The sequence below is a fragment of the Anaerohalosphaeraceae bacterium genome (genome assembly GCA_037479115.1).
Taxonomy (GTDB): domain Bacteria; phylum Planctomycetota; class Phycisphaerae; order Sedimentisphaerales; family Anaerohalosphaeraceae; genus JAHDQI01.
This window is the reverse complement of record JBBFLK010000018.1, coordinates 1-25,443: the sequence shown is the minus strand read 5'-3', so window position 1 is coordinate 25,443 and position 25,443 is coordinate 1. Positions and strand designations below refer to the sequence as shown.

17 protein-coding genes are annotated in these 25,443 nt (G+C 55.7%); 6 read left to right on the top strand and 11 right to left on the bottom strand.

Going from position 1 to position 25,443, the window contains the following annotated elements:
- Positions 1-84: 84 nt before the first annotated feature.
- Positions 85-945 carry a prepilin-type N-terminal cleavage/methylation domain-containing protein gene (locus tag WHS88_09250; GenBank protein MEJ5260361.1) on the bottom strand — a complete coding sequence of 287 codons (861 nt, stop codon included), beginning with the start codon at positions 943-945 and terminating at the stop codon, positions 85-87.
- Between the two features lie 382 nt (positions 946-1,327).
- Positions 1,328-2,653, bottom strand: a complete 1,326-nt coding sequence (locus WHS88_09245; GenBank protein ID MEJ5260360.1) for a GAF domain-containing SpoIIE family protein phosphatase — start codon at positions 2,651-2,653, stop codon at positions 1,328-1,330.
- Positions 2,654-2,969: 316 nt separating this feature from the next.
- Here WHS88_09245 and WHS88_09240 point away from each other — a divergent pair, with 316 nt between their 5' ends.
- A complete protein-coding gene (locus WHS88_09240) occupies positions 2,970-3,815 on the top strand; it encodes a type II secretion system protein (GenBank protein ID MEJ5260359.1) in 846 nt (281 codons plus the stop codon).
- A gap of 7 nt (positions 3,816-3,822) precedes the next feature.
- Here WHS88_09240 and WHS88_09235 read toward each other — a convergent pair whose 3' ends face one another.
- From WHS88_09235 to WHS88_09210, 6 genes are read right to left on the bottom strand one after another with little or no spacing between them, the layout of a single operon-like run.
- On the bottom strand, positions 3,823-4,692 hold the full coding sequence (locus WHS88_09235) for a DUF72 domain-containing protein (GenBank protein MEJ5260358.1): 870 nt from the start codon (positions 4,690-4,692) through the stop codon (positions 3,823-3,825).
- A gap of 19 nt (positions 4,693-4,711) precedes the next feature.
- Positions 4,712-5,812: a sugar kinase gene (locus WHS88_09230; GenBank protein ID MEJ5260357.1), complete on the bottom strand. Its 1,101-nt coding sequence runs from the start codon at positions 5,810-5,812 to the stop codon at positions 4,712-4,714.
- A 14-nt stretch (positions 5,813-5,826) separates the two neighbouring features.
- Entirely contained in the window at positions 5,827-6,588 is a 762-nt protein-coding gene (gene kduD / locus WHS88_09225) for a 2-dehydro-3-deoxy-D-gluconate 5-dehydrogenase KduD (protein ID MEJ5260356.1), read from the bottom strand.
- Between the two features lie 19 nt (positions 6,589-6,607).
- Positions 6,608-7,438: a 5-dehydro-4-deoxy-D-glucuronate isomerase gene (kduI, locus tag WHS88_09220; GenBank protein ID MEJ5260355.1), complete on the bottom strand. Its 831-nt coding sequence runs from the start codon at positions 7,436-7,438 to the stop codon at positions 6,608-6,610.
- Between the two features lie 23 nt (positions 7,439-7,461).
- Positions 7,462-8,613: a DUF4861 family protein gene (locus tag WHS88_09215; protein MEJ5260354.1), complete on the bottom strand. Its 1,152-nt coding sequence runs from the start codon at positions 8,611-8,613 to the stop codon at positions 7,462-7,464.
- 29 nt (positions 8,614-8,642) lie between these two features.
- Complete coding sequence (locus WHS88_09210) at positions 8,643-9,614, bottom strand: alpha/beta hydrolase (GenBank protein ID MEJ5260353.1); 972 nt, start codon at positions 9,612-9,614, stop codon at positions 8,643-8,645.
- A gap of 262 nt (positions 9,615-9,876) precedes the next feature.
- Here WHS88_09210 and WHS88_09205 point away from each other — a divergent pair, with 262 nt between their 5' ends.
- A complete protein-coding gene (locus WHS88_09205) occupies positions 9,877-11,976 on the top strand; it encodes a PA14 domain-containing protein (GenBank protein ID MEJ5260352.1) in 2,100 nt (699 codons plus the stop codon).
- 49 nt (positions 11,977-12,025) lie between these two features.
- Positions 12,026-16,387, top strand: coding sequence for a hypothetical protein (locus tag WHS88_09200; GenBank protein MEJ5260351.1), 4,362 nt, complete (start codon positions 12,026-12,028; stop codon positions 16,385-16,387).
- Positions 16,388-16,442: 55 nt separating this feature from the next.
- On the opposite strand, the gene WHS88_09195 is transcribed toward WHS88_09200, so the two are convergent.
- Positions 16,443-18,257, bottom strand: coding sequence for a TIGR03960 family B12-binding radical SAM protein (locus WHS88_09195; protein MEJ5260350.1), 1,815 nt, complete (start codon positions 18,255-18,257; stop codon positions 16,443-16,445).
- A gap of 99 nt (positions 18,258-18,356) precedes the next feature.
- Between WHS88_09195 and WHS88_09190 the strand changes: the two genes are divergently transcribed.
- Positions 18,357-19,337: an FAD:protein FMN transferase gene (locus tag WHS88_09190; protein MEJ5260349.1), complete on the top strand. Its 981-nt coding sequence runs from the start codon at positions 18,357-18,359 to the stop codon at positions 19,335-19,337.
- Here the strand turns inward: WHS88_09190 and WHS88_09185 are convergent.
- A complete protein-coding gene (locus WHS88_09185) occupies positions 19,330-20,499 on the bottom strand; it encodes a hypothetical protein (protein ID MEJ5260348.1) in 1,170 nt (389 codons plus the stop codon). The genes WHS88_09190 and WHS88_09185 overlap by 8 nt on opposite strands.
- A 913-nt stretch (positions 20,500-21,412) precedes the next feature.
- Positions 21,413-22,570: a peptidyl-prolyl cis-trans isomerase gene (locus WHS88_09180; protein ID MEJ5260347.1), complete on the bottom strand. Its 1,158-nt coding sequence runs from the start codon at positions 22,568-22,570 to the stop codon at positions 21,413-21,415.
- A 166-nt stretch (positions 22,571-22,736) separates the two neighbouring features.
- On the opposite strand from WHS88_09180, the gene WHS88_09175 reads away from it, so the two are divergent.
- Positions 22,737-24,737, top strand: coding sequence for a glycoside hydrolase family 127 protein (locus WHS88_09175; protein MEJ5260346.1), 2,001 nt, complete (start codon positions 22,737-22,739; stop codon positions 24,735-24,737).
- Positions 24,737-25,270 (top strand): hypothetical protein, encoded by a 534-nt coding sequence (locus tag WHS88_09170; GenBank protein ID MEJ5260345.1) that lies wholly within the window; start codon positions 24,737-24,739, stop codon positions 25,268-25,270. Before WHS88_09175 ends, WHS88_09170 begins: the two co-directional genes overlap by 1 nt.
- Positions 25,271-25,443 lie beyond the last annotated feature (173 nt).

The window sequence follows — 25,443 nt, the reverse complement described above, 5'->3', positions numbered from 1 at the left end:
CATTCTGAAACAAAAAGGTAAAGAGGTTCTGCTTCCGCAGAACCTCTGCCGGAAATGAACAAAGCTTTGAAAACAGAAATGGACTTACCGCAGTCTGGGCTGCTGCTTCATCGGACGGGCATATTTGTAGGTATCTTTATAGCTGACAAAATCCACATGACCGTCCAGGAAAACTGTGTTGGCCAACCCATCGTTGCGCTTCTGAAGCGTGGTTTTGTGAAAACTGGCAAAACAATCGTAAAACCGATTGACATCCGGGTCCGGAATCGTTGTATAGGTCCACGCCGCCGGGTCCTGGGGATGAAGCGGGGCTCCGCACAAGGCATTGTCGTTGAAGACCGCCCCATACCGAACCATTTGGTTGTTTCGATAGATAAACCAGCAGTTTTCTTCTGAGAAGAAGAAAACGGTAGCAGGCGAGACAACCTGGCTCAACTTGATAACCAGCCGGTGGTTTTCCGCCGCCAGCGACGGTTCAAAGCCGCCCAGAAAGGCATTCATACTGTAGCCGAACTGCGGCTGAATCGGAATAATCGACGGATTGCAGCTGCCGTAGTGCTCAGGACCATACGCCATGGCAAAACGCTCAAACGTCGGGCAGACATGGATATCGCTCCAGGAGCCGAAATAGGGATACAGCCGGCCGGCCAAATCCGGTCTGCGGTCCGGATTTCGGACTGCATCGTGCCACTGGCACATTCGCGGATGATTGTTTTCATCCACCGAGCGGTAAATCGAGTTCCAGGCGTTCGGGAATGTATCGGCATAATCATTCAAATACATCTTTCCGACCACGGCATATTGCTTGAGATTGTTCTTGCAGAAAACCTCCCAGGCAATCGCTTTGACTTTAGCAAGCGAGGGAATTAAAATCGAAAGCAAAAGGCCAATAATGGCAATCACAACCAGAAGCTCAATGAGTGTAAAACCGGTCTTCCGCCTCATAATAATCTCCTTTTTCGGGTCTATTATCTTTTCGGCTGTACTCCCTACAGAGCAATAGCCGCCGGCCTTATCGTTTTTGCAGTGATTTTCAAGGATGCCCGAAACCTTTTTCAATAAATTAGAAACCGGTTTCTAATTCATTTATTGTAGACATTCAAAAAAAAATGTCAAGTTTTTTTCTTTTTTCGCCCGTCCTACTGCGCAGGTCGGCTCTATAAACTAAATGCTCCAACTCCTCCTGTTTTCTATGAATTTTTTAGAGGGAATCGAAAAATTTTACAGATAAATACAGACAGGGTACATCTATTATATGCCCGCTTTCTACCCATTCCCTTATTTTTTGTTGAGAATCGCCTTCAAGTTCAAGGGACGGGTAGAGGGTTTACTTTGTATCGACCCTTGCGCACTGACAGTCTTCGGGGCGGGGGTTGGCCTGATCATCCCGGCGAATGACAACAATGCTCGTATCATCCGTCTGGCTGGCCAGACCGACAAATCGACGCCGCCAGGTCATCAGCGACCGAATAAAGGCCTCGGAACTGTGGGTGCAGGTCTTGCCGATGGCCTCAAAAAACCGCTCTTTGCCCCAGCTTTCCCCTTCAAAATTCATCGCATCAATCAATCCGTCGGTGTAGAGAATCAGCAGGTCATCCTGCACAAAGGGAATCGTTTGTATCGAATATTCGGCATCCGGCCAGACCCCTAATACCAGACCGCCCTGCTCCAGTTCGAGCAGCTCCTTGCCGTGCCGAAGCAGTCCCGGCTCATGCCCGCAGTTGCAGTAGGTCAGGGTATTTTCCTTCGTATCGATCCGGGCCATAAAGAGGGTGATAAACTCTCCATCGCGGCATTCGCGGCAGGCCACCCGATTCAGCCGGACGATGACTTCCTGCATGCTGTGCCGTCCGTAACCGCCGTCTGCATAGGCCCGAAGCGTCCCGCGGAACATACTCATCATAATCGCCGCCGGCACCCCTTTGCCGATGACGTCGGCAATCCCGACAATCAGCGTATGGTCATCCAGCTGCAGAAAATCATACAAGTCCCCGCCGATTTCATAGCAGGGCTGGTACCGCGCCTGAATATCCAGCCCCTTCATACAGGGGGCTTTTTCGGGAATCATTCGACGCTGGATGACCGCCGCCAGACGCATCTGCTCGGCCATCCGAGCCCCTTCGAGGGCCTCCGCATACAGCCGGGCGTTGGTAATGGCCACGGCGCACTGGGTCGCCACCAGCCGGGCCAGACGAATCGCATTTTCATCGAACCGATTCGGTTCCGGGCTGTAAAGCCGCAAAACCCCCAGGGGTTTATCACGGAATATCATCGCCACCGTCAGCTGGCTGATGAGCCCCTCACGAATGGTGGCCTCGCGGTACTGCACCCGGCTGTCCACCCGCATATCATCCAGCACGACGGCCTTGCCTTCAAAGGCCTCTTTCACCACAGGGTCATCTTTGGTCACCGGCCCTTTATTGCGATAGGCCTCGCTCAGACCATAGGTGCTGCGCATCTTCAGGTCGCCTGTTTCCTCATCCAAAAGCCGAATCGAACAGGCCGTCGTGTTGGTGACGCGCACGGCCGCCTCCGCCAGACGGTCCAGCACTTCCTGAAGGCGGAAGTTCCCCGCCACCAGTGTGGAAATCTGGTAAATCTCTTCTTCCCGCTGTATTTGCTGTTTTTCTAATTCCGTCATTACGGTATCCATTCAAGCTCCTCCCTGCTTAAAAGAAACATAAATTCTACGTCTGAAGAAGCCAACATTATATCCTTTTTCTTCAAAAACAATACGAAATTGGTCAGCTTTCGATTACATCCCTGACAAACTCGCCAATATCTTATCTATTCTGTATAGACATAGTCCCATATTTCCCGCGATTATTGTTGTATATGGATATTTTTCGTCCGTTGTTCACCGGTTTCTTTCCGGATTTTCGAAGTTTTTGCCGTTTTCCCTGTAAAAACAAGGAAAAACGGACATTAAATAAAAGGGGGACAAGCAGAATGGGAACGGAGTGTTTTTTATGGAAATCAAAAAAATGGGGTCGAGTCGGATAGAACGCAGGGCTTTTACGTTAATCGAACTGCTGGTTGTCATCGCCATTATCGCCATCTTGCTGTCGGTGCTGCTGCCGGCCTTAAAAAAGGCCAAATATCAGGCCCGAATGACACTCGACAAAAACAATCTGAAAACACTCGGGACCGCCATGCAGCTGTACCTGACCAACAACAAAAATCGATTCTTCCCCTATCCGGATAATACAACGAGTGTCCTCTGGCTGGATGCGATCGGACAAAATATGGGAAACGTGGACGAAGCCCGGCTCTGCCCGGAAACGGCATCGCAGCTGAAAACTGTGGAAAATGAATACAACGGCTCAACCAGTCTGTGGGGCACTGCCATGCGCCCGTGGCTGTGGAATTACTCGGCCCAGTCGCATAAACGCTATGAAACCGGCAGTTACGGCTTTAACGGCTGGTTTTACGGCGATGCCAACCGCTGGGTGCCGGCGTCGATGCAGAACTACCCGTACGCCAGCTTAAACGATGTGAAAGCCGCCGGCGAGGCCCCCGTTTTCCTCGATGCCAATTGGGTGGACGGCTGGCCGCAAAATACCAATACCCTGCCCGCCAATGCGATTTCCGGCACTACCAATTTCTATGATACCGGCGACCAGACCAGCGGAACCACGGAACGGGCCATCGGACGATTTGTCCTGAACCGCCACGGACGAAAAACCAACGTCGCTTTTCTGGATATGCACGTGGATACCCTTGTCCACGAGCAGCTTTGGACGCTGGCCTGGCACAAAGGGTCCAGACCCAATTATTCGCCCGTGCTGCCCAAACCGCTGCCGAAGGAAAAATAATCCGCTGTTAATCAAACAACCCCCCCGACTGAGCAATCCGGGCCAGAGCAGGATACCGGGCCAGCAGACTGTCCGGCACGTGTTGTCTTAACCCAGTCAGAAGAAACTTCAATTCGAGGGCGTTGGCCAGTTCAGCTCCCTTGTAATGATTATTGGCAATCACCGTATAGGTTTGGCAATGGGCCGCCAGCCGCTGAATCCGTGCAGCGATTTCCCTTAATTCATCCGGCGAATACAAATAATCATACCGTTCATCGCGGGTAGACTTGGCAAACCAGGCGGCGGCGTTGCGCCCGTGCAGACGCATATAGCCCGCCGAACCGACGGTTCGGTCGTCCAAAACAAACGAATCAGGTCCCGTCGGATAATCGATGGAACAAACCGTTACGCCGCTGTCTTCCAGCTCCTGCAGAAAGGCGGGCTGCCGCCAGGAGGCATGCCGCACTTCGACGGCAATCGGGCAGATATCCCGGAACTGCGCTATCAGATTTCCCAGATAGCGCCGATTGTCATCCGAAGCAGTGAAATCATATCGAAACTGCATCAGAAGGCAGCGCAGCAGGCCTGCTTCCAGCAGCGGAGCCAACCCCTCCCGAAACTGCCGCACCAATTCCGAATCGATTTGTCCCTCGTGGGTAAACTTCTGATGGAGTTTGGCGGTAAAGAAAAACCCCTTTCGTCCCTGCACCTGCTTGCACCAGACGGAGGTCGTCTTTTTCTCCGGCGGACGATAAAACGTGCTGTTGATTTCGATGCAGTCCACCAGCCCTGAAACAAACCGCAGTGTTTCTTTGCAGCCTTTCGGATAGACAATCCCCGCCCAGTCCGGATAGGACCAGCCGGCCGTCCCAACGGCAATCGAAACAGACTGTTCCATAAACAGAAACCGCCGCGGCTCAGCGGCTGATGCGGGCGGATTTGCCCTTCATCACCCGCTCCACCTCCGCCAGCGTCGCTGTGGTTGTATCGCCCGGCGTCGTCATCGCCAGCGCCCCGTGGGCCGCCCCGTACTCGACCGCCTCCTGCGGGCTTTTGCCCTCCATCAGACCGTAAATCAGACCGGAGGCGAAACTGTCGCCGCCGCCGACGCGGTCGAGGATTTCCAAATCCTCCCGCAGGGTCGCATCGTAAAATTTGCCGTCATAGTACAGAACCGCTCCCCAGTCATTCCGCGTAGCGGTCCGGGCGTTCCGAAGTGTCGTGGCTACGGCCTTGAAGTTGGGAAAGACCTTGACGGCTTCGGCAATCATCTTCTTGAAATTCGACGGGTCGAGTTTGGAGCAGTCCGCATCCAGACCGGCCACTTCAAAACCCAGCGCCGCCGAAAAGTCCTCTTCGTTGCCGAGCATCACATCCACGAACGGGGCGATCCGGCGGTTGACCTCCACGGCCCGCTCTTTGCCGCCGAATTCCTTCCACAGCGAGGCCCGATAGTTCAAATCGTAGGAAATCACCGTGCCGTACTTGCGGGCGGCCTCCATCGCCTCCAGAATCACATCGGGCGTTGTCGGTGAAAGGCCTGCAAAAATGCCGCCGGTATGAAACCACCGCACCCCGTCGCGTCCGAAGATTTTCTCCCAATCAATATCGCCCTTTTTCATCTGCGAGGCCGCACTGTTGGCCCGGTCCGAGCAGCCCACCGCCGCCCGAACCCCGTAGCCGCGCTCCGTAAAATTCAGGCCCACGCGGGTTTTGCGGCCGATGCCGTCAAACGGCACCCAGCGGACATATTCAAGACTGACGCCGCCCTGCAGCAGCAAATCCTCCAGAAGACGCCCGACGGGATTATCCGGAATGGCTGTCACAACCGCCGCCCGCTTGCCGAAGCAGCGGCGAAGACCGCGGGCGACGTTGTATTCTCCGCCGCCCTCCCAGACCCGAAACGTACGCGTGGTATGAATCCGCTCTTCGCCCGGGTCCAGCCGAAGCATCACTTCCCCCAGAGAAAGGATATCGTATTTGCATTCTAATGCAGGACGCAGTTTTAGAGTTGCCATGATTTCTGTCCTCCCTATCGCGCCAGCCAGCCGCCATCCACGGCAACCGTGTATCCGTGCATATAATCCGAGGCCGCCGAGGCCAGAAAGACCGCCACCCCCTGCAGGTCTTCCGGCTGGCCCCATCGGCCCGCCGGAATCCGGTCGAGGATGGCCTTATTCCGTTCGGGATTTTCGCGGAGGGCTTTTGTATTGTCGGTGGCCATATAGCCCGGAGCAATCGCATTGACGTTGATTTTATAGGGGGCCAGTTCGCAGGCCAAAAGCCGCGTCAGTCCCATTACCGCGCTCTTGGAGGCCGTATAAGACGGCACCAGAATCCCGCCCTGAAAACTGAGCATCGAGGCCGTGTTGACAATCTTGCCGCCGCGGCCCTGCTGAATCATCACCCGGGCAACCGCCTGGCTGAGGAAAAACAGCGTACGGATGTTGATGTTCATCACATCATCCCAGTCCTTCTCGGAAAACTCCAGCAGCGGAGCCCGCCGAATAATCCCGGCGTTGTTGAAAAGGATATCAATCCCGCCCAGCTTTTCGACGGTTTCCCTGACAATCACGTCCACACAGTCCTTTTTGCTCAGGTCGGCCGTGATGGTGATGCACTTGCGTCCGAGCCGCTCGATGCGGGCCTTGCTTTCGGACATATCCAGAATGTCCACCAGTGCAATGTCCGCCCCCGCCTCCGCCAGAGCAATGGCCATGGCCTGCCCGAGGCCGCGGGCCGAACCGGTGATAATCGCTTTTTTGCCGTCCAATTTAAATTTGTCCAGAATCATACTGTCCTGCCTTCCTTCCTTACCGAATATCATCCATCGTCAAGTGATCCATATCTTCAAAGGTCTGATTCTCGCCGCCCATGCCCCAGCAGAAGGTATAAGCCGCCGTGCCGACGCCGGAATGAATCGACCAGCTGGGCGAAATGACCGCCTGCCCTTCCGCCACAACAATATGACGGGTCTCGCTGGGTCTGCCCATCAGATGAAACACACGGGCGTTCGACGGCATATGGAAATACATATACACCTCCATCCGGCGCTCGTGCGTGTGCGGCGGCATCGTATTCCACACGCAGCCCGGCTCCAAAACCGTAAAGCCCATCACCAGCTGACAGCTCGGCACGCCTTTGGGATGAATGCACTGATAAATCGTGCGTTTGTTGGCCTGCTCGATGCTGCCCAGATGAACCGGGTTGGCCTGTGCCTTGGGAATCAGAGTCGTCGGATACTCCCGGTGGGCCGGGTAGCTGAGCAGATAAAAACGCGCCGGCTGCGCGGAATTGCCGCTGACAAATTCAATCTGCCGGCTGCCGCGTCCGACATACAGACAATCCAGATTCGCCATCGGAAACGAGCGGCCGTCCACAACCACCTGGCCGGCCCCGCCGATGTTCAGAATGCCCAGCTCCCGCCGCTGGCAGAAATACTCCGCCCGCAGCTGCTCAGCCGCCGAAAGCGTCAGCGACGCCCCGACCGGCACCGCCGAGCCGACAATCACACGGTCCACATCGCAATAGAGCATCTCAATCCGCTCGGGTGCAAAGAGCGTTTCAATCAGAAACGCCTCCCGAATCTCCTGCGTCGTCATCCGGCAAAACCGCACCGGGTCCGGAACATAACGTACCTGCATAACATCCTTTCACGAAATTAAGGTTACGGCAGCCATTCCACTGCGACCGGATTGTCCAGCCGCTGCTTGAACGTCTTCAGATACTGCTGCCATTTTTCAAATGTACGAAACTCTTCATTTTTATCCCAGCAGGAGCCGGCGTAATAGACAACCGGCTTGCTGAGCTTGTGGGAAAGCGTCAGGAGAAGGTGTCCGTCGGCCTCCGTCGGCTCCGCCGCCCAGCCGGCGCCGAAGAGGACTCCGCAGCCCATATGGCCGCTGATGAAATCCGTCGGCAGCCAGTAGGCAATGCTCTGCGGGGCCTTCCAGGTCTGCTGACTGGTTTCCCGCAGGACAATGCCCGCCGCCAGCGGCAGGGTATCCGTTTGCGGACAGGTGTAGGTGCACTCGATGCGGCTTAAGTTGCTGCCCAAGTCAATCGAAATCCGCTTGACTTCGCTGACGGTGTAGGGACCGGCCTGCCACGCCTTATATGTCAGCTCAAAGACGGAACGCAGCGGACCGTTGGCCAGAATCTTCCACTGAACAAAATTGCGGGGAGGCAGGCAGACCTTGCCGTCCACAAACGGAGCCAGGCCCCCGCAGCCGAGGGTCGGTCCAACCTTGTAAAAATCGCCGCCTTCACCGTGGTCTTCGTGATAGGAAATCTTCTTCTCATTGTAATCGCGGATGAACTTGTCAATCACCGGATACGGCACGCATTTGCCCCAGGCATCAATCCCGCTGGTGATGGTCTCATCCTCCAGCGCCGGGCCGTACATCCGATACGCCGCCCTGTCATTTTCCCATCCGAAGTCGTCCTTGCGCTCCGGAATAAACCGGCAGTACGTCCGGGCCGGCGAATCCGGCTCCGTCATCCCTTCCGGACGCTTGAGCAGAATAAACTCTTTTTTTTGTCCGGGCTGCAAATCCGTCTGAAAAAGCAGGGACGTCCTGCCGTCAATCTGCAGGACCTGTGTGCGCAGCGGCTGCCGTGTTGATGCCTCCAGCACCGCCGTCTCTTCCGGCTTCAGGTCCGCCGAGCGTTTCTGAATCTCCGCCCAATCCAGCTCAATGCTCTCCTGGACCCGAAGAATTTGGGTGGGATTGACAACGGCAATACGAATTTCCGTCTGGGCCCGACAGGCCCCTGCCAGCAAAAGCAGTCCGACAGAGAAAAACAACTTCGACTTCATGATTCACCTCTCTTCTCGATTCCGGCTGTTCAGGATTCTATACTCGATTCGTTGGTCTGCTGCATCAAAAACGAAACGGGCTTATCCGCCGTCGATTCCGGCTGTTCCGGCTGGAGAAATCCCATCTGCTTCATCCACTTCAGACAGTCCTCCAGCCAGCCGGCCGCGGGACCGGCCGTCGGACGCGTCCCGAATCCGTGCCCGCCTTTGCGGTAAATATGCAGCTCCGCCGGAATACCCGCTTTCCGCAGACCCTGATAAAACAGGATGCTGTTTTCCGGCAGAACCGTTTTGTCATCATCGGCATGGATTAAAAAGGTCGGCGGCGTATCCCTGGTAATCTGCCGCTCGTTGGACAGCCGCTCAACCAGTTCCTTCGGCGGCTGAGGACCGAGAAGATTGGTCCGGGAGCCCTGATGCGTCCATTCGTCCTGCATCGAAATCACCGGATACACCAGCACCAGAAAATTCGGCCGATAGGATACGGAGCCGACGGCATCTTTGACGGCGGACGACAGAGGAATGTCTTCAAAAAACGTTCCAGCCGTCGAGGCCAGATGACCGCCCGCCGAAAAGCCCAGGATTCCGATTCGGTCCGGATCGATATTCCAGTCGCGGGCGTGAAACCGCACCGTCTGAATCGCCCGCCGCGCATCCAGAATCGGAATCGGATGCCGATAGCCGTCGCCCGGCAGACGGTATTTCAGAACAATTCCTGCGATGTTTTCCTTCCGCAGCCGTTCGGCGATTTCCCTGCCTTCGTGGTCCATGGCGTGTCGGACGTATCCGCCGCCCGGGCAAATCACCACAGCCGGCGTCGGGGCGGATGCCTCGCTGGGCAGATACACATACAGCATCGGTTTGTCCTTGTCCTGCGACCCCAGAGCCCCGGGGATGGTTTCCTGCCAGAGCGGAAGAACCAGACAATTTGCCTGCGGACTTTCCGCCGCCCAAAGAGCTGCTGCGCTGCACGCCATCCAGATTCCCAGCCAATACCGCATCTTTACTTCTCCAAAAACAACTCGAACATCGGCCGCTTATCCTACCACAAACTTCGCCCTTCAACAACGTTCAGAACCGGAAAAATCAAGGCACTCTGTCCCCGCCGACAACTATTTTGTGCATCAAAAAAAGACAAATTGCGCAAAAATCAGCAAAAGACCTCTGCCCGACTTCCCCGCCATTTTCCGAATCATTATAATGCCGCAAGGGGCCGTATTCTGAACCCTTATAAGTGACGGACGATTCTTTGGGACAACGGGTATGACAGAGCAAAAAAATCGGCGGTTTTTTTTCACCCTTCTTTTTCTGACTGCTTCAGCCGCGGCCTTCGCTTCAGACCGGCCCATCGGCTTTGCCGCCCTTGATGGTCAGGGCAGTCAATATCTGGCCGGCGGAACCACAGGCGGAGCAGGCGGCACGGTCGTAACCGTTACAACGCTGGCCGACCTGAAATATTACGCCGGACAAACCGCCAAATACATCATCCAGATTGCCGGGCCGATTGTCTCCCCGACGCCGGGAACCGTCACCGTCAAAAGCAGCAAAACCCTCATCGGCCTCGGCAATGACGCCGCCCTCATCAACCACGGACTGAATCTCAACGGCGTCAGCAACATCATCATCAAAAACCTGACAATCCGCGATTCTTATATGATGGGCGATTATGACGGAAAGCTGAATGATTATGACGCGATTGCCCTGCGGAATGCGCATCACGTCTGGATTGACCATTGTCATCTGAGCCGCGCCGGAGACGGACTGCTGGATATGACCTATGCCTCCGGATACGTAACGGTTTCCTGGACGATTTTCAGTCATCACAACAAAACCGCCATCGCCAACGGCCCCAGCAGCGGAAGTCCGATAGGCACTTACACCTTCCACCACTGCTGGTTTGACAACACCACCCAGCGGAATGTAACCGGCGAGTGGGCGGATGTGCACGTCTTTAACTGCTGGCTGCTGGGCCTGCGCAGCTACGGAATGCTGCCGCGCTCTCTGACCCGAATGCGGCTGGAAAACCTGTACTTTCAGCAGGGCAAAGACGCCTACTGCGAAACCTCCGGCGGACTGGTTGAAGCCGTCGGATGCATCCTCGATTCGATGACGGGACTGGCCGTCGCCAGCGGAAACGATTTTGTCCCGCCGTACCCGTACGTCCTGAACCCTGCGGCCGAGGTGCCGGCCATGGTCAAGGCCAAAGCCGGCCCGGGCGGGTTTGAAAAATGGATGGGACCGCCGGTCATTCGCATCAACTTCCGGCCCGCGTCCGCCCCGGACGTCAAAGGCATGCTCTCCGATACCGGTGCCGCATTCGCCAGCCGCGGAAACGGATATACCTACGGATGGAACGCCGACAACACCGCCAACGCCTTCTGGCGACAGACACGCACCACCAAAGAAGGCGAAACCTACCTGGTGCCGGTCGATGCCGATTTTCGCCGCAATGCCTTCCTCACAACCGCCGCCGAAAGTCGTTTCTGGGAAATCGCCCTCCCGAACGGCTGGTATCACGTGACCCTGATGTGCGGCGACCCGGGCGACCCGAGAAACCTCTTCCCTGAAAACAACATTCCGCGGCTCAACAGCGTCCTGCTCGAAGGAATCCTGTTCGAAGACCCGGATGGGGCCGTCCTGTGGGATTATGACGAATATCAGGCGGTGGTGCGGGTTTCAGACGGCCGATTGACGATTGCTCAGGCCCCGGGCAGCTCCGCGTCCGCCGCACTGGGGTTTGTCGAAATCCGTCCGGCGATGACGCCGGTTTTGCCGGCCGCCCGCGGGCCGGGACTGGCCTGTCGAATCTATCCGGGCACATGGTCATTCCTGCCGGACTTTGACGCCCTGTCCCCTGCGGCCAAAGGAGCCGTCCGCGATTTCAATCTCAGCTCCCTGTCGGTCCCGCCTCCCTTTGGGGCGGTGCTGGAAGGATACCTGAACGTTCCCGAAGACGGCTGGTACACCTTTTCCGTCAGCAGCACCGACGGAAGCCGTCTCTTTGTCCATTCCATCGAAGTCGTCGATAATGACGGAGTCCACGGCCCGCAGGAGGCCGCCGGCTCTATTCTGCTCCAGGCCGGTCTGCATCCGATTCGGGCTGAATATTTCTGTCGCAGCAGTCCGAACCTGACCGTCTTCTGGTCCGGCCCTTCATTCACCAAGCGTCCGCTTGAAGCCGACCGCCTGACGCGGGACTGGCTGTACGGCGATTTTACCGGCAGCGGACGGGTGGATATAGAAGACCTGTCCTGCCTGGCTGAACAGTGGCTATACGAAGCCGGCTGGGAAACGGACGGCGGCCGCATCGACCTGACCGTCTTTGCCCGCATGGCCCAAAACTGGCTGGCGGAAACCCCCTGAAAACCGATTTGTATCCATCGACGAATCCCCTGATAGAAAAAAGGTGCCTATGAACAAAAGAAAGCAAGGTTGGATTTGGCTGGTATGCCTGTTTGTGTTTCCCGCTCATTCATCCGCTCAGCCGCTTCGGATTGACCTGGACGTGAGGCGGGATTCAACCGCTGCCGGATTTGAGTCCTGGCGGCCTGAAGAAGGGTTCCAACGGTCTTTCGGCCCTGTCAAAATCTCCTTTGAGCTGCTCGAGCCGCCTGCGGACACGAAGCTGACCATCGGCTGGCACAACAAAGACGGTCTGAAGGGCTACAAACTGGCGATGGACTGCCTGTATGCGCAGAAAGAGGACGGGAAAAATACGCACCCGAGTTTTGCCGGCGGAACCATCCGGATGACGCTCGAGGGGCTTTCCTCCGGGCGGCATACCCTGACGACCTATCACAACGCCCCCTGGCCCGCGGAGCGGTTTGGAAAGACCATCAGCCCCTGCCGAATCCGCTTCAATGGACAGACCGTCCGGACCATCCAGCCCAGCCAGGCCGCAACGGATGACCGGCTCATCACAACGGCATTTTTCGAAATCACCGCCGAAGACGGCAAACCGGTGATTATCGATTTTGAACCGACCGGAAAACTGAATGAACAGATTTGCTCGGCGGTCTTAAACGGCTTTGAAATCGACCGCCCGTATGCCCCCGGCAGCACCCCGGACAATCCGACGCCGGCAGACGGAGATTTCCACGTCTTTGCACACAATGACCATCCCGGCCCCGGTTCGGCCGGCAAAGGCCGTACGGAACTAAAATGGTCCGCCGTTCCGGGGGCCGCTTTCTATGATGTGTACCTCGGCACAGACCGCTTATCCGTTGAAAAGGCGTCTTTGTCCGATTCAGCAATTTACAAAGGGCGCCTGCCCGCCGGACAAACCGCGTTTCCCGCCGAGAATCTCCACAGCAAACATACCTATTTCTGGCGGGTGGATGCCGTTTCCGAGGACGGCACGATTCGAAAGGGCACCGTCTGGAGTTTCCGGGTTCGCCGGCTCGCCTTTCCCTCAGCGGAAGGATACGGACGCTTCGCCCGCGCCGGACGGGGCGGACGCGTCATCGCCGTCACCACACTGGATGACTACGACCCGCAGGCCGGCGAGCCGGTTATTGACGGCTCGCTCCGCAAGGCCCTTGAAGTCGAAAAAGGGCCGCGTGTGGTCATCTTCCGGGTTGGCGGCACCATCTTCCTCAAGAATACCCTGACCATCCCTCCGGACGGAGGCGATGTGTATGTGGCGGGCCAGACCGCCCCCGGCGACGGCATTTGTCTGGCCCGATACTCCTTCGGAATGAACAACACGACGGATGCCGTTATCCGATTCATCCGGACCCGCGTCGGTGATTCCGCCAAAAAACCGCTGGACGGGATGGGAATGGCCGGCTGCGACCACTGCATCATCGACCATTGTTCCATCAGCTGGAGTCTGGATGAGGGAGTCAGCACCCGCGGCGCCAAAAACATCACCTTCTCCCGCAATATCATCTCAGAGGCCCTGCACAACTCCTACCATTACGGCAAGCATTCTTTTGCGGGCTCCATCAGCGGAAACATCGGCAGTTTTCATCACAATCTGCTGGCCCATTGTGCCGGAAGGAACTGGTCACTGGCAGGAGGACTCGGGCAGGACGGTCAATACGAAGGGTTCTGTGATATTCGGAACAATATTGTCTATAACTGGCTCCATCGAACAACGGACGGCGGCGTCTATCGCTGCAACTTTGTCAACAATCTCTACCTGCCCGGCCCGGCAACCAAACATTTCCTTCTGATGCGTCCCGATGGGGACCAAATGAAGACCGGCAATCCGCAAAAGTTTTACATTGCCGGCAATAAAATGGAAGGATACCCCCAATACGATGCGGACAACTGGAAAGGGGTTTCCCCGAACTATGCTCAGGAAGCAGACATTCGCAGCAATGAGCCGTTTTTCCCATCTTATGTGACGACCTACTCTGCCGATGAGCTGCTCGAAAAGGTGCTCGACGATGTCGGGGCCGTTCGGCCCAAACGCGATGCCATCGACGAACGGATTGTCCGGGAGGTGCGTCAGCGTTCCTTTACCTATCGCGGCAGCAAAGACGGACTGCCCGGCATCATTGATTCACAGGACGACGTCGGCGGCTATCCGACCCTAAAAGGCGGTCCGGCCGCCCCCGATTCTGACGGAGACGGCCTGCCGGACTGGTGGGAAGTCATTCATCACCTCAACCCCCATTCTCCGGCCGGCGATTTTTCTGACTCTAATGCGGATCCCGACGACGACGGCTTTACCTGCCTCGAAGAGTATCTCGAATATCTGGCCCGCGGCGGCGACCCGTTCGGCAAAATTGACCGGCAGGCCCTCGTGAACCGACACAATGTCCGAATGGACCGCTTCCATGAGTTTTCGCCCTTGTCCGTCGGGAACGGACAGTTCGCTTTTACCGCCGACATCACCGGTCTGCAGACCTTTCCGCAGGCCTATGCCAAAGGCATCCCCTTGACGACGATGGCCGAATGGGGCTGGCACTCGTTCCCCAACACCGCGGGCCACAAACTGGAGGATACCTTTGTCCAGATTGACACTTACGGCCGGCTGGTGCCCTACAACAGCAACCAGAGAGGGCCGGCCGCGGACTACCTGCGGGCCAATCCGCACCAAATCACCCTCGGGCTGATTGGACTGGTGCTGCAAAAAGCCGACGGCTCACCGGTTTCCCTGGAAGAGATTCAAAACATCGAACAAACCCTCAATCTCTGGGAAGGTCTCCTCGACAGTACCTTTACAATCGAAGGGCTGCCGGTTCACGTCCAAACCTGTGTTCACCCCGAACAGGATATCCTTGCTTTCCGAATCGATTCGCCCCTCATCGAAAGCGGAAGGCTCCGCATTCAAATCCGGTTCCCCTACGCCGCAGGCACCTGGGGCCCCGACCCGGCGGACTGGAACAGCCCTGATAAACACACAACCATTCTGAAAAAGGAAAACGACAGGCAATTCCGCTTTGAACGGGTGATGGATTCCAAGCGGTATGTCTGCACAACGCTTTTGTCCGGCGGAGGGGATTGGCAAAAGACCGCCGAACATCATTTTCTCTGGCAGCCGAAGCATTCGGGCGGCACCATCGAGGGCCTCGTGCTGTTTCAGGAGCAGGACAGCCCCCTTCGCGCGACGGATTTTGACACGGTGCGGGCCGCTGCCGGACGTCATTGGAAATCTTTTTGGGAAACCGGCGGCGCCATCGACTTGTCTTTGAGCAAAGACCCGCGCTGGAAGGAACTGGAGCGGCGGATTGTTCTTTCCCAATACCTGACAGCCATTCAGTCCGTTCAGAAATATCCGCCGCAGGAAACGGGGCTGACCTGCAGCAGCTGGTTCGGCAAGTTTCATCTGGAGATGCACTGGTGGCACAGCGTGCATTTTGCCCTGTGGAATCGCCTGCCGATGCTCGAGTCCGCCCTGGATTGGTATCGGGAGATACTTCCCGCCGCCCGGGCCATCGCCCGCCGACAGGGCTATGAAGGGGTGCGCTGGCCCAAGATGACCAGCCCCGACGGGCAGGATTCCCCATCCGGCATCGGGCCGCTTCTGATTTGGCAGCAGCCGCACCCGATTTATTATGCGGAATTGGTGTACCGTCAGAAGCCGAATGCGGACACGCTGAACCAATTCAAAGAGATTGTCTTCGAAACGGCCCGCTTTATGGCGGACTTTGCCCACTGGGACGAAAAGCAAAAGCGGTATGTCCTCGGGCCGCCGGTTATTCCGGCTCAGGAAAACTACAAATACGCCGACACGTGGAATCCGACTTTCGAATTGTGCTATTGGTACTGGGGGCTGAACACCGCCCAGCAGTGGCGGCAGCGGCTCGGCCTGCCGCGAGAGGAAAAATGGGACCATGTGATGAACCATTTGTCCGCCCTGCCGGTCCGTGACGGAATCTACACCGCCGTGGAACCGGAGCCTTATACAAATCTGACCGACCATCCGTCGATGCTGGCGGCGCTGGGGGTGCTGCCGAAAACCCCCCTGGTTCAGGAAGACATCATGCGCCGAACGGCTCAATGGGTCTATGCCGAGTGGCACTGGCCGGATACATGGGGCTGGGATTATCCGATGCTGGCAATGACCGCCGCCCGCGTGGGACTGCCTGAGCTGGCCGTGGACGCCTTCTTTATCGAATCCAAAAAGAATCTCTACTGGCCCAACGGGCACAATTATCAGCGGGAAAATCTGCCGCTGTATCTGCCGGGCAACGGCGGCCTGCTGACCGCGACAGCGATGATGGCCGCCGGCTGGGATGAGGGCCCCAAACGCCATGCGCCGGGATTCCCGAACAACGGCCTCTGGGTCGTCCGCTGGGAAAATCTGCTGCCGATGCCGTAAGATTCCGCCGGAATGACGGCCGCTCCATTGGGGCACAAAACGGCCGTCGGGGCCGTCAGATAACTGTCTTGTTCTCGACGGAATCAGGCAGTCCGAGGGCCCGGCGGTAGTGTTTGAGCAGGTAGGATTCTTCTGGGCCGCCCAAATGGGCCCAGGGCAGGAGCTGCCCGGGCTGGAAAGACCGCTGGGCCTCCTGATGCACATCCAGACCATGTGCGGCAAAGGCGTTCTGCCATCGCTGGAAATCAAACGTTTCATCCCACAGGTCAAATTTAGCCCCCTGCCGCCAGGCGGTCTCGATGACATCGGCCAATCGCCGGTCCCCGCGTCCCATCGCCGCCTCCAGAACACTGCGTTCGAGGGTGTGATACTTGATTTGGACGGCGCCGGCCCGCAGCTGCTGTTTGCGCTCCAGCAGAATCCGGCGGGCCTGCTGAAAATAATCAATGGGCTTTTGCCCGAGCCACTGAAACGGCGTGTGAGGTTTGGGAACCAGCCAGCTGACCGAGGCGGTTACAGAAGCGGGTCGGCCCGCAACCTGCCGGCGGAGCTGGGCAAGGGCATGGCATAAATCCACAATCTGGAGGATATCGGCCTCGGTTTCGCCGGGAAAACCGACCATAAAGTAAAGTTTGACGCTCTGAAAGCCCGCCTCATAAGCGGCCTGCACACCGGCAAAAAGGTCGGCATCCGAGATGGGCTTGTTGATGACCTGCCGCAGATGCTCGGAGGCGGCCTCGACGGCAATCGTCAAACCGCTTTTGCGAACGGACGTCATCAGTTTCGGCAGAAGCCGCAGCTGCTGCTGAACACGCAGACTGGGAATCGAAATGCCCACGTGAAGCGGGCGAAAAAACCCCGTCAGCCGCTCGACAAGCTCCTCAAGCCAGGGGTATTCGCCGGTGGATAAACTGAGCAGACTGATGGTATCGTGACCGGTGTTCCAGTACTGCTTTTGGGCCAGCTCGACAATCCGCCCGACCGAACGATACCGCACAGGACGCCGGCAGAAACTGGCCTGGCAGAACCGGCATCGCCCCGGACAGCCCCGCATAATCTCCAGCGTAATTCGGTCATGGACGGTCTGCACAAACGGCACGATGGGGGCTTCCGGTACCGGAGCATTCTCAAAATCATCGAGGGCGGCATCGTGAATGCGCAGGGGAATGTCCGGATGTGCAGCCCGCAGCGCAGCCGGATGCGTCCCGACGTACTCCCACTCATACAGAGAAGGAACATAGACAAACGGCAGGGTTCGAGCCGCCTGAAGGAGAAACTGGCTCTTGGAAAGCCCCTGCTGTTTGTTTTGCCGATACAACTCCAGCAATTGAACCGCCGCCTCCTCGCCCTGGCCGAGTACAAACAAATCGACAAAGGGAGCGATGGGCTCGGCGCAGTTGGCGGCCTGGCCGCCCGCAATGACCAGCGGGTCTTCGGGGCGCCGGTGCTCCGAACGAACCGCCAGACCCGCCAAATCCAGCAGATTGAGCAGGTTGGTATAGCACAGCTCATTGGTCAGGCTGAATCCGATTATATCGAAACTGCCGGCGGTCAGGCGGGATTCGAGAGAAAACAGCGGGATGTGCTCGCTTCGCATCCGCTCCTCGGCATCCAGCCAGGGGGCAAAGATGCGCTCCGCCAGCGCCCACGGCAGCCGATTGACCACTTCGTACAAAATCGCCAGGCCGGTGTGGCTCATGGCGATTTCATAAATATCAGGAAAACACAGGCCCACCCGGACCTCGACAGCCGCCGGGTCTTTGCAGATTTGATTGATTTCGCCGCCGATGTAGCGGGCGGGTTTGCGCACAAACGGCAGGAGCCGTCGGCTGACTTGTTCCTTTACAGATTGTATGGGCCGCTCTATCATAGAGCGGCTATTATACACAATCTCGACCTTTTTTGAATCGATTTGCCGACAATGAAAGTAAAATTAGACATTCTTTTTGGACTCGTGCTGGGTGTACTCATGGCTGCGGCGGCCGTGAAGATACACCGGCAATACAAACCGCCTGCGGTCGAACACAGCGGATTTCATCTGATGATGGGGACGGTCGTGCAGGTGACAGCGGTGGCTGACAGCCCGGCAGCCGCACGCAGGGCCATTCAGGTCGCTTTTGACGTCCTCGAAAACGTCCAGCGGACGATGAATGACCGCGATCCGAATTCTGAACTGTCCCAGATAAACCAAACAGCATTCGAACAGGAAGTGCCGGTCAGCCCGGACCTGTTTGCGGTGCTCTGTGCGGCCCAACAATACAGCCGGCTGACAAACGGGGCGTTTGATATTACGGTCGGACCGCTCGTGGCCCTCTGGCGGCGGATGGAAAAAACAGGAATCGAGCCGACGCCGGAAGAGATTCAGGAGGCCCGGAGTCGGGTGGGCTATGAAAAAGTGATTTTGAATCCGACCCAGCAGACCGTGCGGTTTGAGGCGGAGGGAATGCGGCTGGATTTGGGAGGAATTGCCAAGGGCTATGCCGTGGATGCGGCCATCGGGGCGATGAAAGAGCTGGGAATCCGAGGCGGAATGGCGGATGTCGGGGGGAATATCCGCTGTTTTGGGACGCCTCCGCCGCCCGCCCAACACTGGACCATCGGCCTTCAAAACCCCAGAGCCGAAGCCCTCAGCGCCAAAATTCGGCTGGACGAGCTGGCCGTCGCCACCAGCGGAGATTACCGCCGATTCATCGAGAAAGGCGGAAAACGACTCAGCCATATCCTCAATCCGGCCACCGGCGAGTCGGCCGCCGAGTTAATCAGTGTGACGATTCTGGCCCCCAGCGCTCTGGAGGCCGACGCCTTATCAACCGCGGTGAGTGTGCTGGGCCGGGAAAAGGGACTGGCCTTGATTGAATCGCTGCCGGAAGCGGAGGCGATTGTGATTGCCGCCGACAAACCCGAGGAGCTGATTTTCACCTCCGGCGCCGCCGCCTACTTGCTTAAATGAGTTTACAATTATTTTTCCCTTTACAACTGCTCTTATAGTTGCAGCTTATCAATGCCACCGGACAAAACTTACTCTCATCTTGAATGCATATTTTACTAAAGTAATTCTCTTCATTATCCAGTTTATATATAGGGCATAAAGTACAATTGTTTTTTTCACACATTCTCGGCACAAAATCAAAGGTAATATCGAACTGTTCAGGATAACCGTCAATCTCTTTATGATTCGTGTCATAAAACTCTCTTAAGATTCTATTTAATGCCTTCGTCAAATCTTCATAAGCGGTATCTCTTAAAATACATTTCCTGAATTTGGAATTGTTATTCCATACATCCCCCGGCAATTCCAATTGGGTAAGTGCTTGGTATGAAAATAATCGCTTAAAATCGTCGTCACAGAGACCTCTTTCCCTTAATGCTTTTCTAAAATACTCCTTAAGTACAGGAGATTTTAAATAATCTCGCAGACTGCACCATGCTCTTTTCTGATTATAGATTCTGCCTTCGAGAAATTCACTGTACTTTCTATTAAATTCACCGGCATTATCCAAAACCCTTTTTATTTCGTCTTTCCTCTCTTTTGCCCTTCGCTCATTAGAAGCAAATTTTTTTATGTTCTTACTTTTCGGTTGTCCAATACCCTCATACGTTACGAGCGACAATGAAAATAATATTCGCTTGATAAAATCAGCTTTATCTTTGTGTCGGCAATAAACTTCTTTTATAAATTTAGAAAAACTGTAACCGTAGTCTTCCAAAAACACCAACGTATAAAGTATCGCCATATAGTCGGAAGGGAAAAACCTCGACTTGAACGTTACCCTTTCATTTTCTGGAAACTCCCCGTAAGCAGCTAAAACCCGATTCTCCCCTGCGGCAGATTGGCTTATAAAAGTGAACTTCCCTCCATTTTCTTCGATAAAGGAATTTTGAGCTTCAGGATTCAAAAGATCTAACGTTTTCTTTCTTTTCAATTCATACACCATTTCAGAAAAGACAAATCCGCCTATATCCCATATTCGCTTGAAAGGCATTTGTCTGTCAGTTATATAACTTAACCAGTGTGTGAGAATTTTTGTGTCTGCATCTAAATTCGGCCGAAAGAAGTTTATAAAATTATAGTTATTCGCTTCTTCCCACCGGCATTGGTCATAAAAAGACATAATCCGGAATATTTCTTTTAACCTGCACATAACTTAAATGGAACCTCCCAACGGTATTCTCGCAGAATGGACAGATACAGACAACGGTCTCCATCCATAAAAAAAGACATCCTGACGGTTGTTGCCCCGCTAAGTGGTATGATTGTGATGTGGGTCATCCGCTATTACAATCCGGTCAATCCGCAACATAATGATATTGTATTTGTGGAGAGGATGCTGTCAATCCGAAATTCACTGGTGATTGTCCCTATAATTTTTCAACACTATTTATAACCTTAAAAAACCGCATTTTTAATACCGAAAACAAGCCATATAAAAAATTATGAAATGGTTTTTACTTTAAATGGAAATTCAAGGGAAAAACAGCGGCTGTTTCGAATTTAAAAAATTTTTAATTTTTCCTATCAATGAAGGCGGGGATTGTGCGGACTTATTAATGAAAAGACACCAAAATCAGTGCCTGCAACTTCTATTCGCAGGCCTAAAAATCAGGGGCTGACGGGGTCGGAGCCCCTGATTTTTTTTAAGCTACGCGCTTTCGGAAAGAAAAAACGCCGGGGGGCGGTGTTCTTTCCCCGGCGTTTTCGAATGAAATCCTTTCAAAAATTGGTTTTACGGTTCAGCACAACGCAATGTACGCGGCGGCAGCCAGAATCAGGATGCGTTTCTTGCCGGCAAAGAACGGGTGCCAAATCTTCTCATAAAACCTTGCCATTTCTGAACCCCTTCACAAGAGTCTTCATTCCCCCATGACCGAAGCCATGACTGTTTCTACAATGCTTAGTATATCCGAAAGGGGGACGGAAAACAACAAAAACGAGTGGGATGTTTTTTATCCCCTTGAAAAATAAATTACTTATGAAAAAATAGAGCCGTGTTTTTTCGAGAGGTTCTCTCCAGGCTTCTCCCCTGTTTATTGGCTCCACCGCCGGTAGGCCTCATTAGCGCAAAATTCAGCGAATCGCTCTAACTCGACAAAATCGGCCCTTTTAATCACCTTCTCAACTAACTCGTTGTATTTTCGATTCTTATGCTGAAACTGAAGCTGAGATTCAAGAATATGCTGGACCTCGTCGAAGGATTTGGAGACGGGGGGTGTTAAGGCAACCAGCTTGACAAGGAAAAGCCTGCCCTGTTCTTCGAGGGGGCCTCTGACCTCTCCTACCGACATCGTCTCTGCAATCTTCTCTATTTTATCATACGGGCGGGCCAGAGAGTCCGTTCCCATCGTCACGGGCGCCCACAGTCCGCCTGCGGAGGCCAGGGGGTCGTGGGAAAACTGTTTGGCCAGCTCCCCGAAATCGCCGCCCTGCTGAAGTTTTTCGAGAATCTCCTGTGCGATGCGGCGGGCGGCCTGTTCGGGGGTTTCTCCTTCCTGAATCTGTTCGGAAGTCAGCTTCGAAGGCACCAGTTCAATGAGCTGAAACTGGAGCCGCCCGGGACGGGAAAACTGCTCGTTTTTGACCTGTTCATAATAGTCCAGCAGTTCGCGGCGGGTGAATTTCTTTTCCTCCATCACCGTGGCGGAGATAAACGAATGGGTCATGATAAGTTTCTTGTTGTACTCCTGAAAGGAACGCCAGTCCATTCCCATCCGTTTGAGTTCCTGCTCTGCCAGCGCGACATTGTTGTCGTAATCGGCGATGAATCGCTCGATTTCCTTTTTGACGGCGGCCTCCAGCTGCTCATCAATGTTTTCGGGAGCGTTCTTGCGGGCCTCTTCATATAGGAGCAGGTCGGCGACTTTGGAACGGATAACGCTTCGCAGCAGCGGCATGGCCTGGGCTTCATAGGCGGCCAGATTGCCCCGTTTGGCCAAGGGAGCGAGGGCTTCCTGAAGCTGAGGCACGGAAAGAATCTCTTCCGATGTGAGCGTATTGGAGCCGACCCGGATGGTCATTCCGCCGGTCGGAGCAGGCAGGTTGTAGCGGTTGGCCAGCGGGATATTGAGCATTTGCTCCTGGGTGAACTTTCCCTGCGGGACTTTGGGGCCGCAGCCGAGGACCAGCAAAAGCAGCCCGGCCGTCCACAATCCTGTCAGCCGCATACCGATTCGAGCGGTTTGCTCCATAAAACATCTCCTGAAACAATCCTTTCTTTTCGCCGTCGATTATAGCGGACCTGCCGGCCCTGCAAAAGAGAAAAACCCCTTTCTCAGCCGGTGATTGACCGGCCTGAGGGCATCGGGTATCATCAGGCGAAAACGAAAATCCGAGATGAGTTGCTGGGAGGCCTCTATGAAACGCCTGTGTCTGAATCGTTCCGTCTTTGCCGCCTTTGTCTTTTTGTTTGTGTTCGTCCTGTCAAATCCGCTGCTTTGGGCCGGAGCGGATTATCCCTATCAGCCGGTGCCGTTTACGCAGGTGCGGTTTACGGATCGATTCTGGCAGCCGCGGATCGAAACCAATCGGACGGTGACGATTCCGTTTGCCTTCGAGATGTGCGAAAAGACGCACCGCATCGACAATTTCAAGATTGCCGGCAAACTGATGGAAGGCCGCTGGGAGGGAGAGTTCGGGTTTAACGACACCGACCCTTACAAAATCATTGAGGGGGCCTCGTACGGGCTGATGGTCAAGCCGGACCCGAAAATGGAGGCGTATTTGGACCAGCTGATTGGGTATATCGCCGCCGCTCAGGAACCGGACGGCTATCTGTACACGGCCTATACGGCCAATGCCCGCGAAGGCGGCAAACGCCAAATCACCTGCTGCTATGATAAGGAGCGATGGGACAATCTGCCCGCCAGCCACGAGCTGTACAATGCCGGGCATATGTACGAGGCGGCCGTGGCTCATTACATGGCCACCGGCAAGCGGACCTTTCTGGATATCGCCGTCAAAAACGCCGACCTGATTTGCGAGACGTTCGGGCCGGGCAGGCACGAAGGCGTCCCCGGTCATCAGGAGATTGAAATCGGACTGGTGAAACTGTATCGGGTCACCGGCGAGGAAAAATACCTCCGCCAGGCCCGGTGGTTTCTCAATCAGCGGGGACGCACCGGACACAAAGATGCCTATATGCAGTCGCACATCCCGGTAGTGGAACAGACGGAGGCGGTCGGACATGCCGTGCGGGCCGGGTATATGTACAGCGGGATGGCGGACGTGGCGGCCCTGACCGGCGATGCAGACTTTATCCGCGCGATTCATGCCCTCTGGGACAACGTGGCCAACCGAAAACTGTATGTGACCGGCGGCATCGGGGCCCGCCATCAGGGGGAGGCCTTCGGAAACGATTACGAACTGCCCAACGCCAGCGCCTACTGCGAGACCTGCGCGAATATCGCCAATGTCTATTGGAACCACCGGATGTTTCTGCTGGACGGCGAATCCAAATATATCGATGTGATGGAGCGGGCCCTGTACAACAGCGTCATTTCGGGCGTATCGCTGGACGGCAAACGGTTCTTTTACCCCAATCCGCTCGAGTCGGCGGGCAACTACGAGCGAAGCGAATGGTTCGGCTGTGCCTGCTGTCCGGGCAATATCACGCGGTTTCTGGCGTCTGTATCGGGCTATGCGTATGCCGTGCGAGGCAAAGCAGTATATGTGAATCTGTTCGGCCAGTCGGAAGCCCGGCTCAAGCCCGACGGCGGGACCGTGCGAATCCTGCAGGAAACGGATTTTCCGTGGGACGGCCGGGTGCTCCTGCAGATTCTGCCGGAGTCGGATAATCTGCCGATGGTGCTGAAGATTCGGATTCCGGACTGGGCGACGGATGCCTTCTCCTCTTCGGCTTTGTACACGTTTACAAAACCGCTGGAGCGGCCCGCGGCGATTGCGGTCAACGGCCAGCCGATAGAGCCGGAAACGGAGAAGGGCTATGCCGTCATCGACCGGGTCTGGAAGGCGGGCGATACGGTGATGCTGGATTTGCCGATGCCGATACGGCGGATTGTCTGCGATGAACGGGTTAAAGACAACATCGGCAAGACGGCCTTTCAGCGCGGGCCGCTGGTGTACTGTCTGGAGTGGCCGGATGTCGAAGGCGGACAGGTGCTGAACGTGATGATTGAAAAGGATGCGCCGCTGGAGGCGGTGTATCGGGCGAACCTGCTGGGCGGGCTGGTGGTGCTGCGGGGCACGGCGGCGGAAGTCAGCCGAACCGAAGACGGGCAAATCCGCCGCACACCGCGAAAGTTCGAGGCGATTCCGTACTATGCCTGGGCGCACCGCGGCAAAGGGCCGATGGCGGTGTGGATTCCTTATACGGAAACCGCTGTGGGGAAGAAATAATGGGAACAGACAAATCGACCGGCTCTGAACCGTGGGAAGGGCTGTCGATGCCCCTGTTTGAAGAACGGCAGCGGTTTGGGCTGCTGCTCCAGGTGCCTCTGTGGGCAGGGATTGTCGTTTTTGGAGGAGTTCTTCTCTTCCTGCAGTTCAAAGGGGTTCTGTCAGGGACCTTAATGGGGCTTCTGTGGCTTTGCTGGGTATTTACGGCCGTAGTGGACGGGTTCCTTGCTACGGGGGGCATGCTCACCTACGTAAGAAGAGAAGGTATAGAGGTTGTGTGCCTGCCGCTGACGTTTTTGCGGCGGCAAATTGCCTGGGAGGAGATTGAACGGTTGTATGCGCGGACCTATTCGCCGATTCTCGAATACGGCGGCTGGGGAATTCGATTCGGCCGCGCCGGCACGGCGTATAACATCCGCGGCAATCAGGGAATCCAGCTGGAACTGAAAAACGGCAAAAGGATTCTCATCGGCACACAGCAGCCGCAGGAATTTCTGGAGGCCGTCCGCATTGCCGCCCCGGGAAAACTCTGACGGGTGTCAGTTATCAGTTGTCAGTCATCAGTCATCAGTTATCAGTCGTGTGTCATCAGTGGTCAGTTATCAAATAAGAAACCGAAAGAGCAGTCAGCTGCTTCCAAACTGGATTCCTGCCTGCGCGGGAATGACGGTGGCCTGCGAGGGAACGACGGGGACTTGGGCGAGGG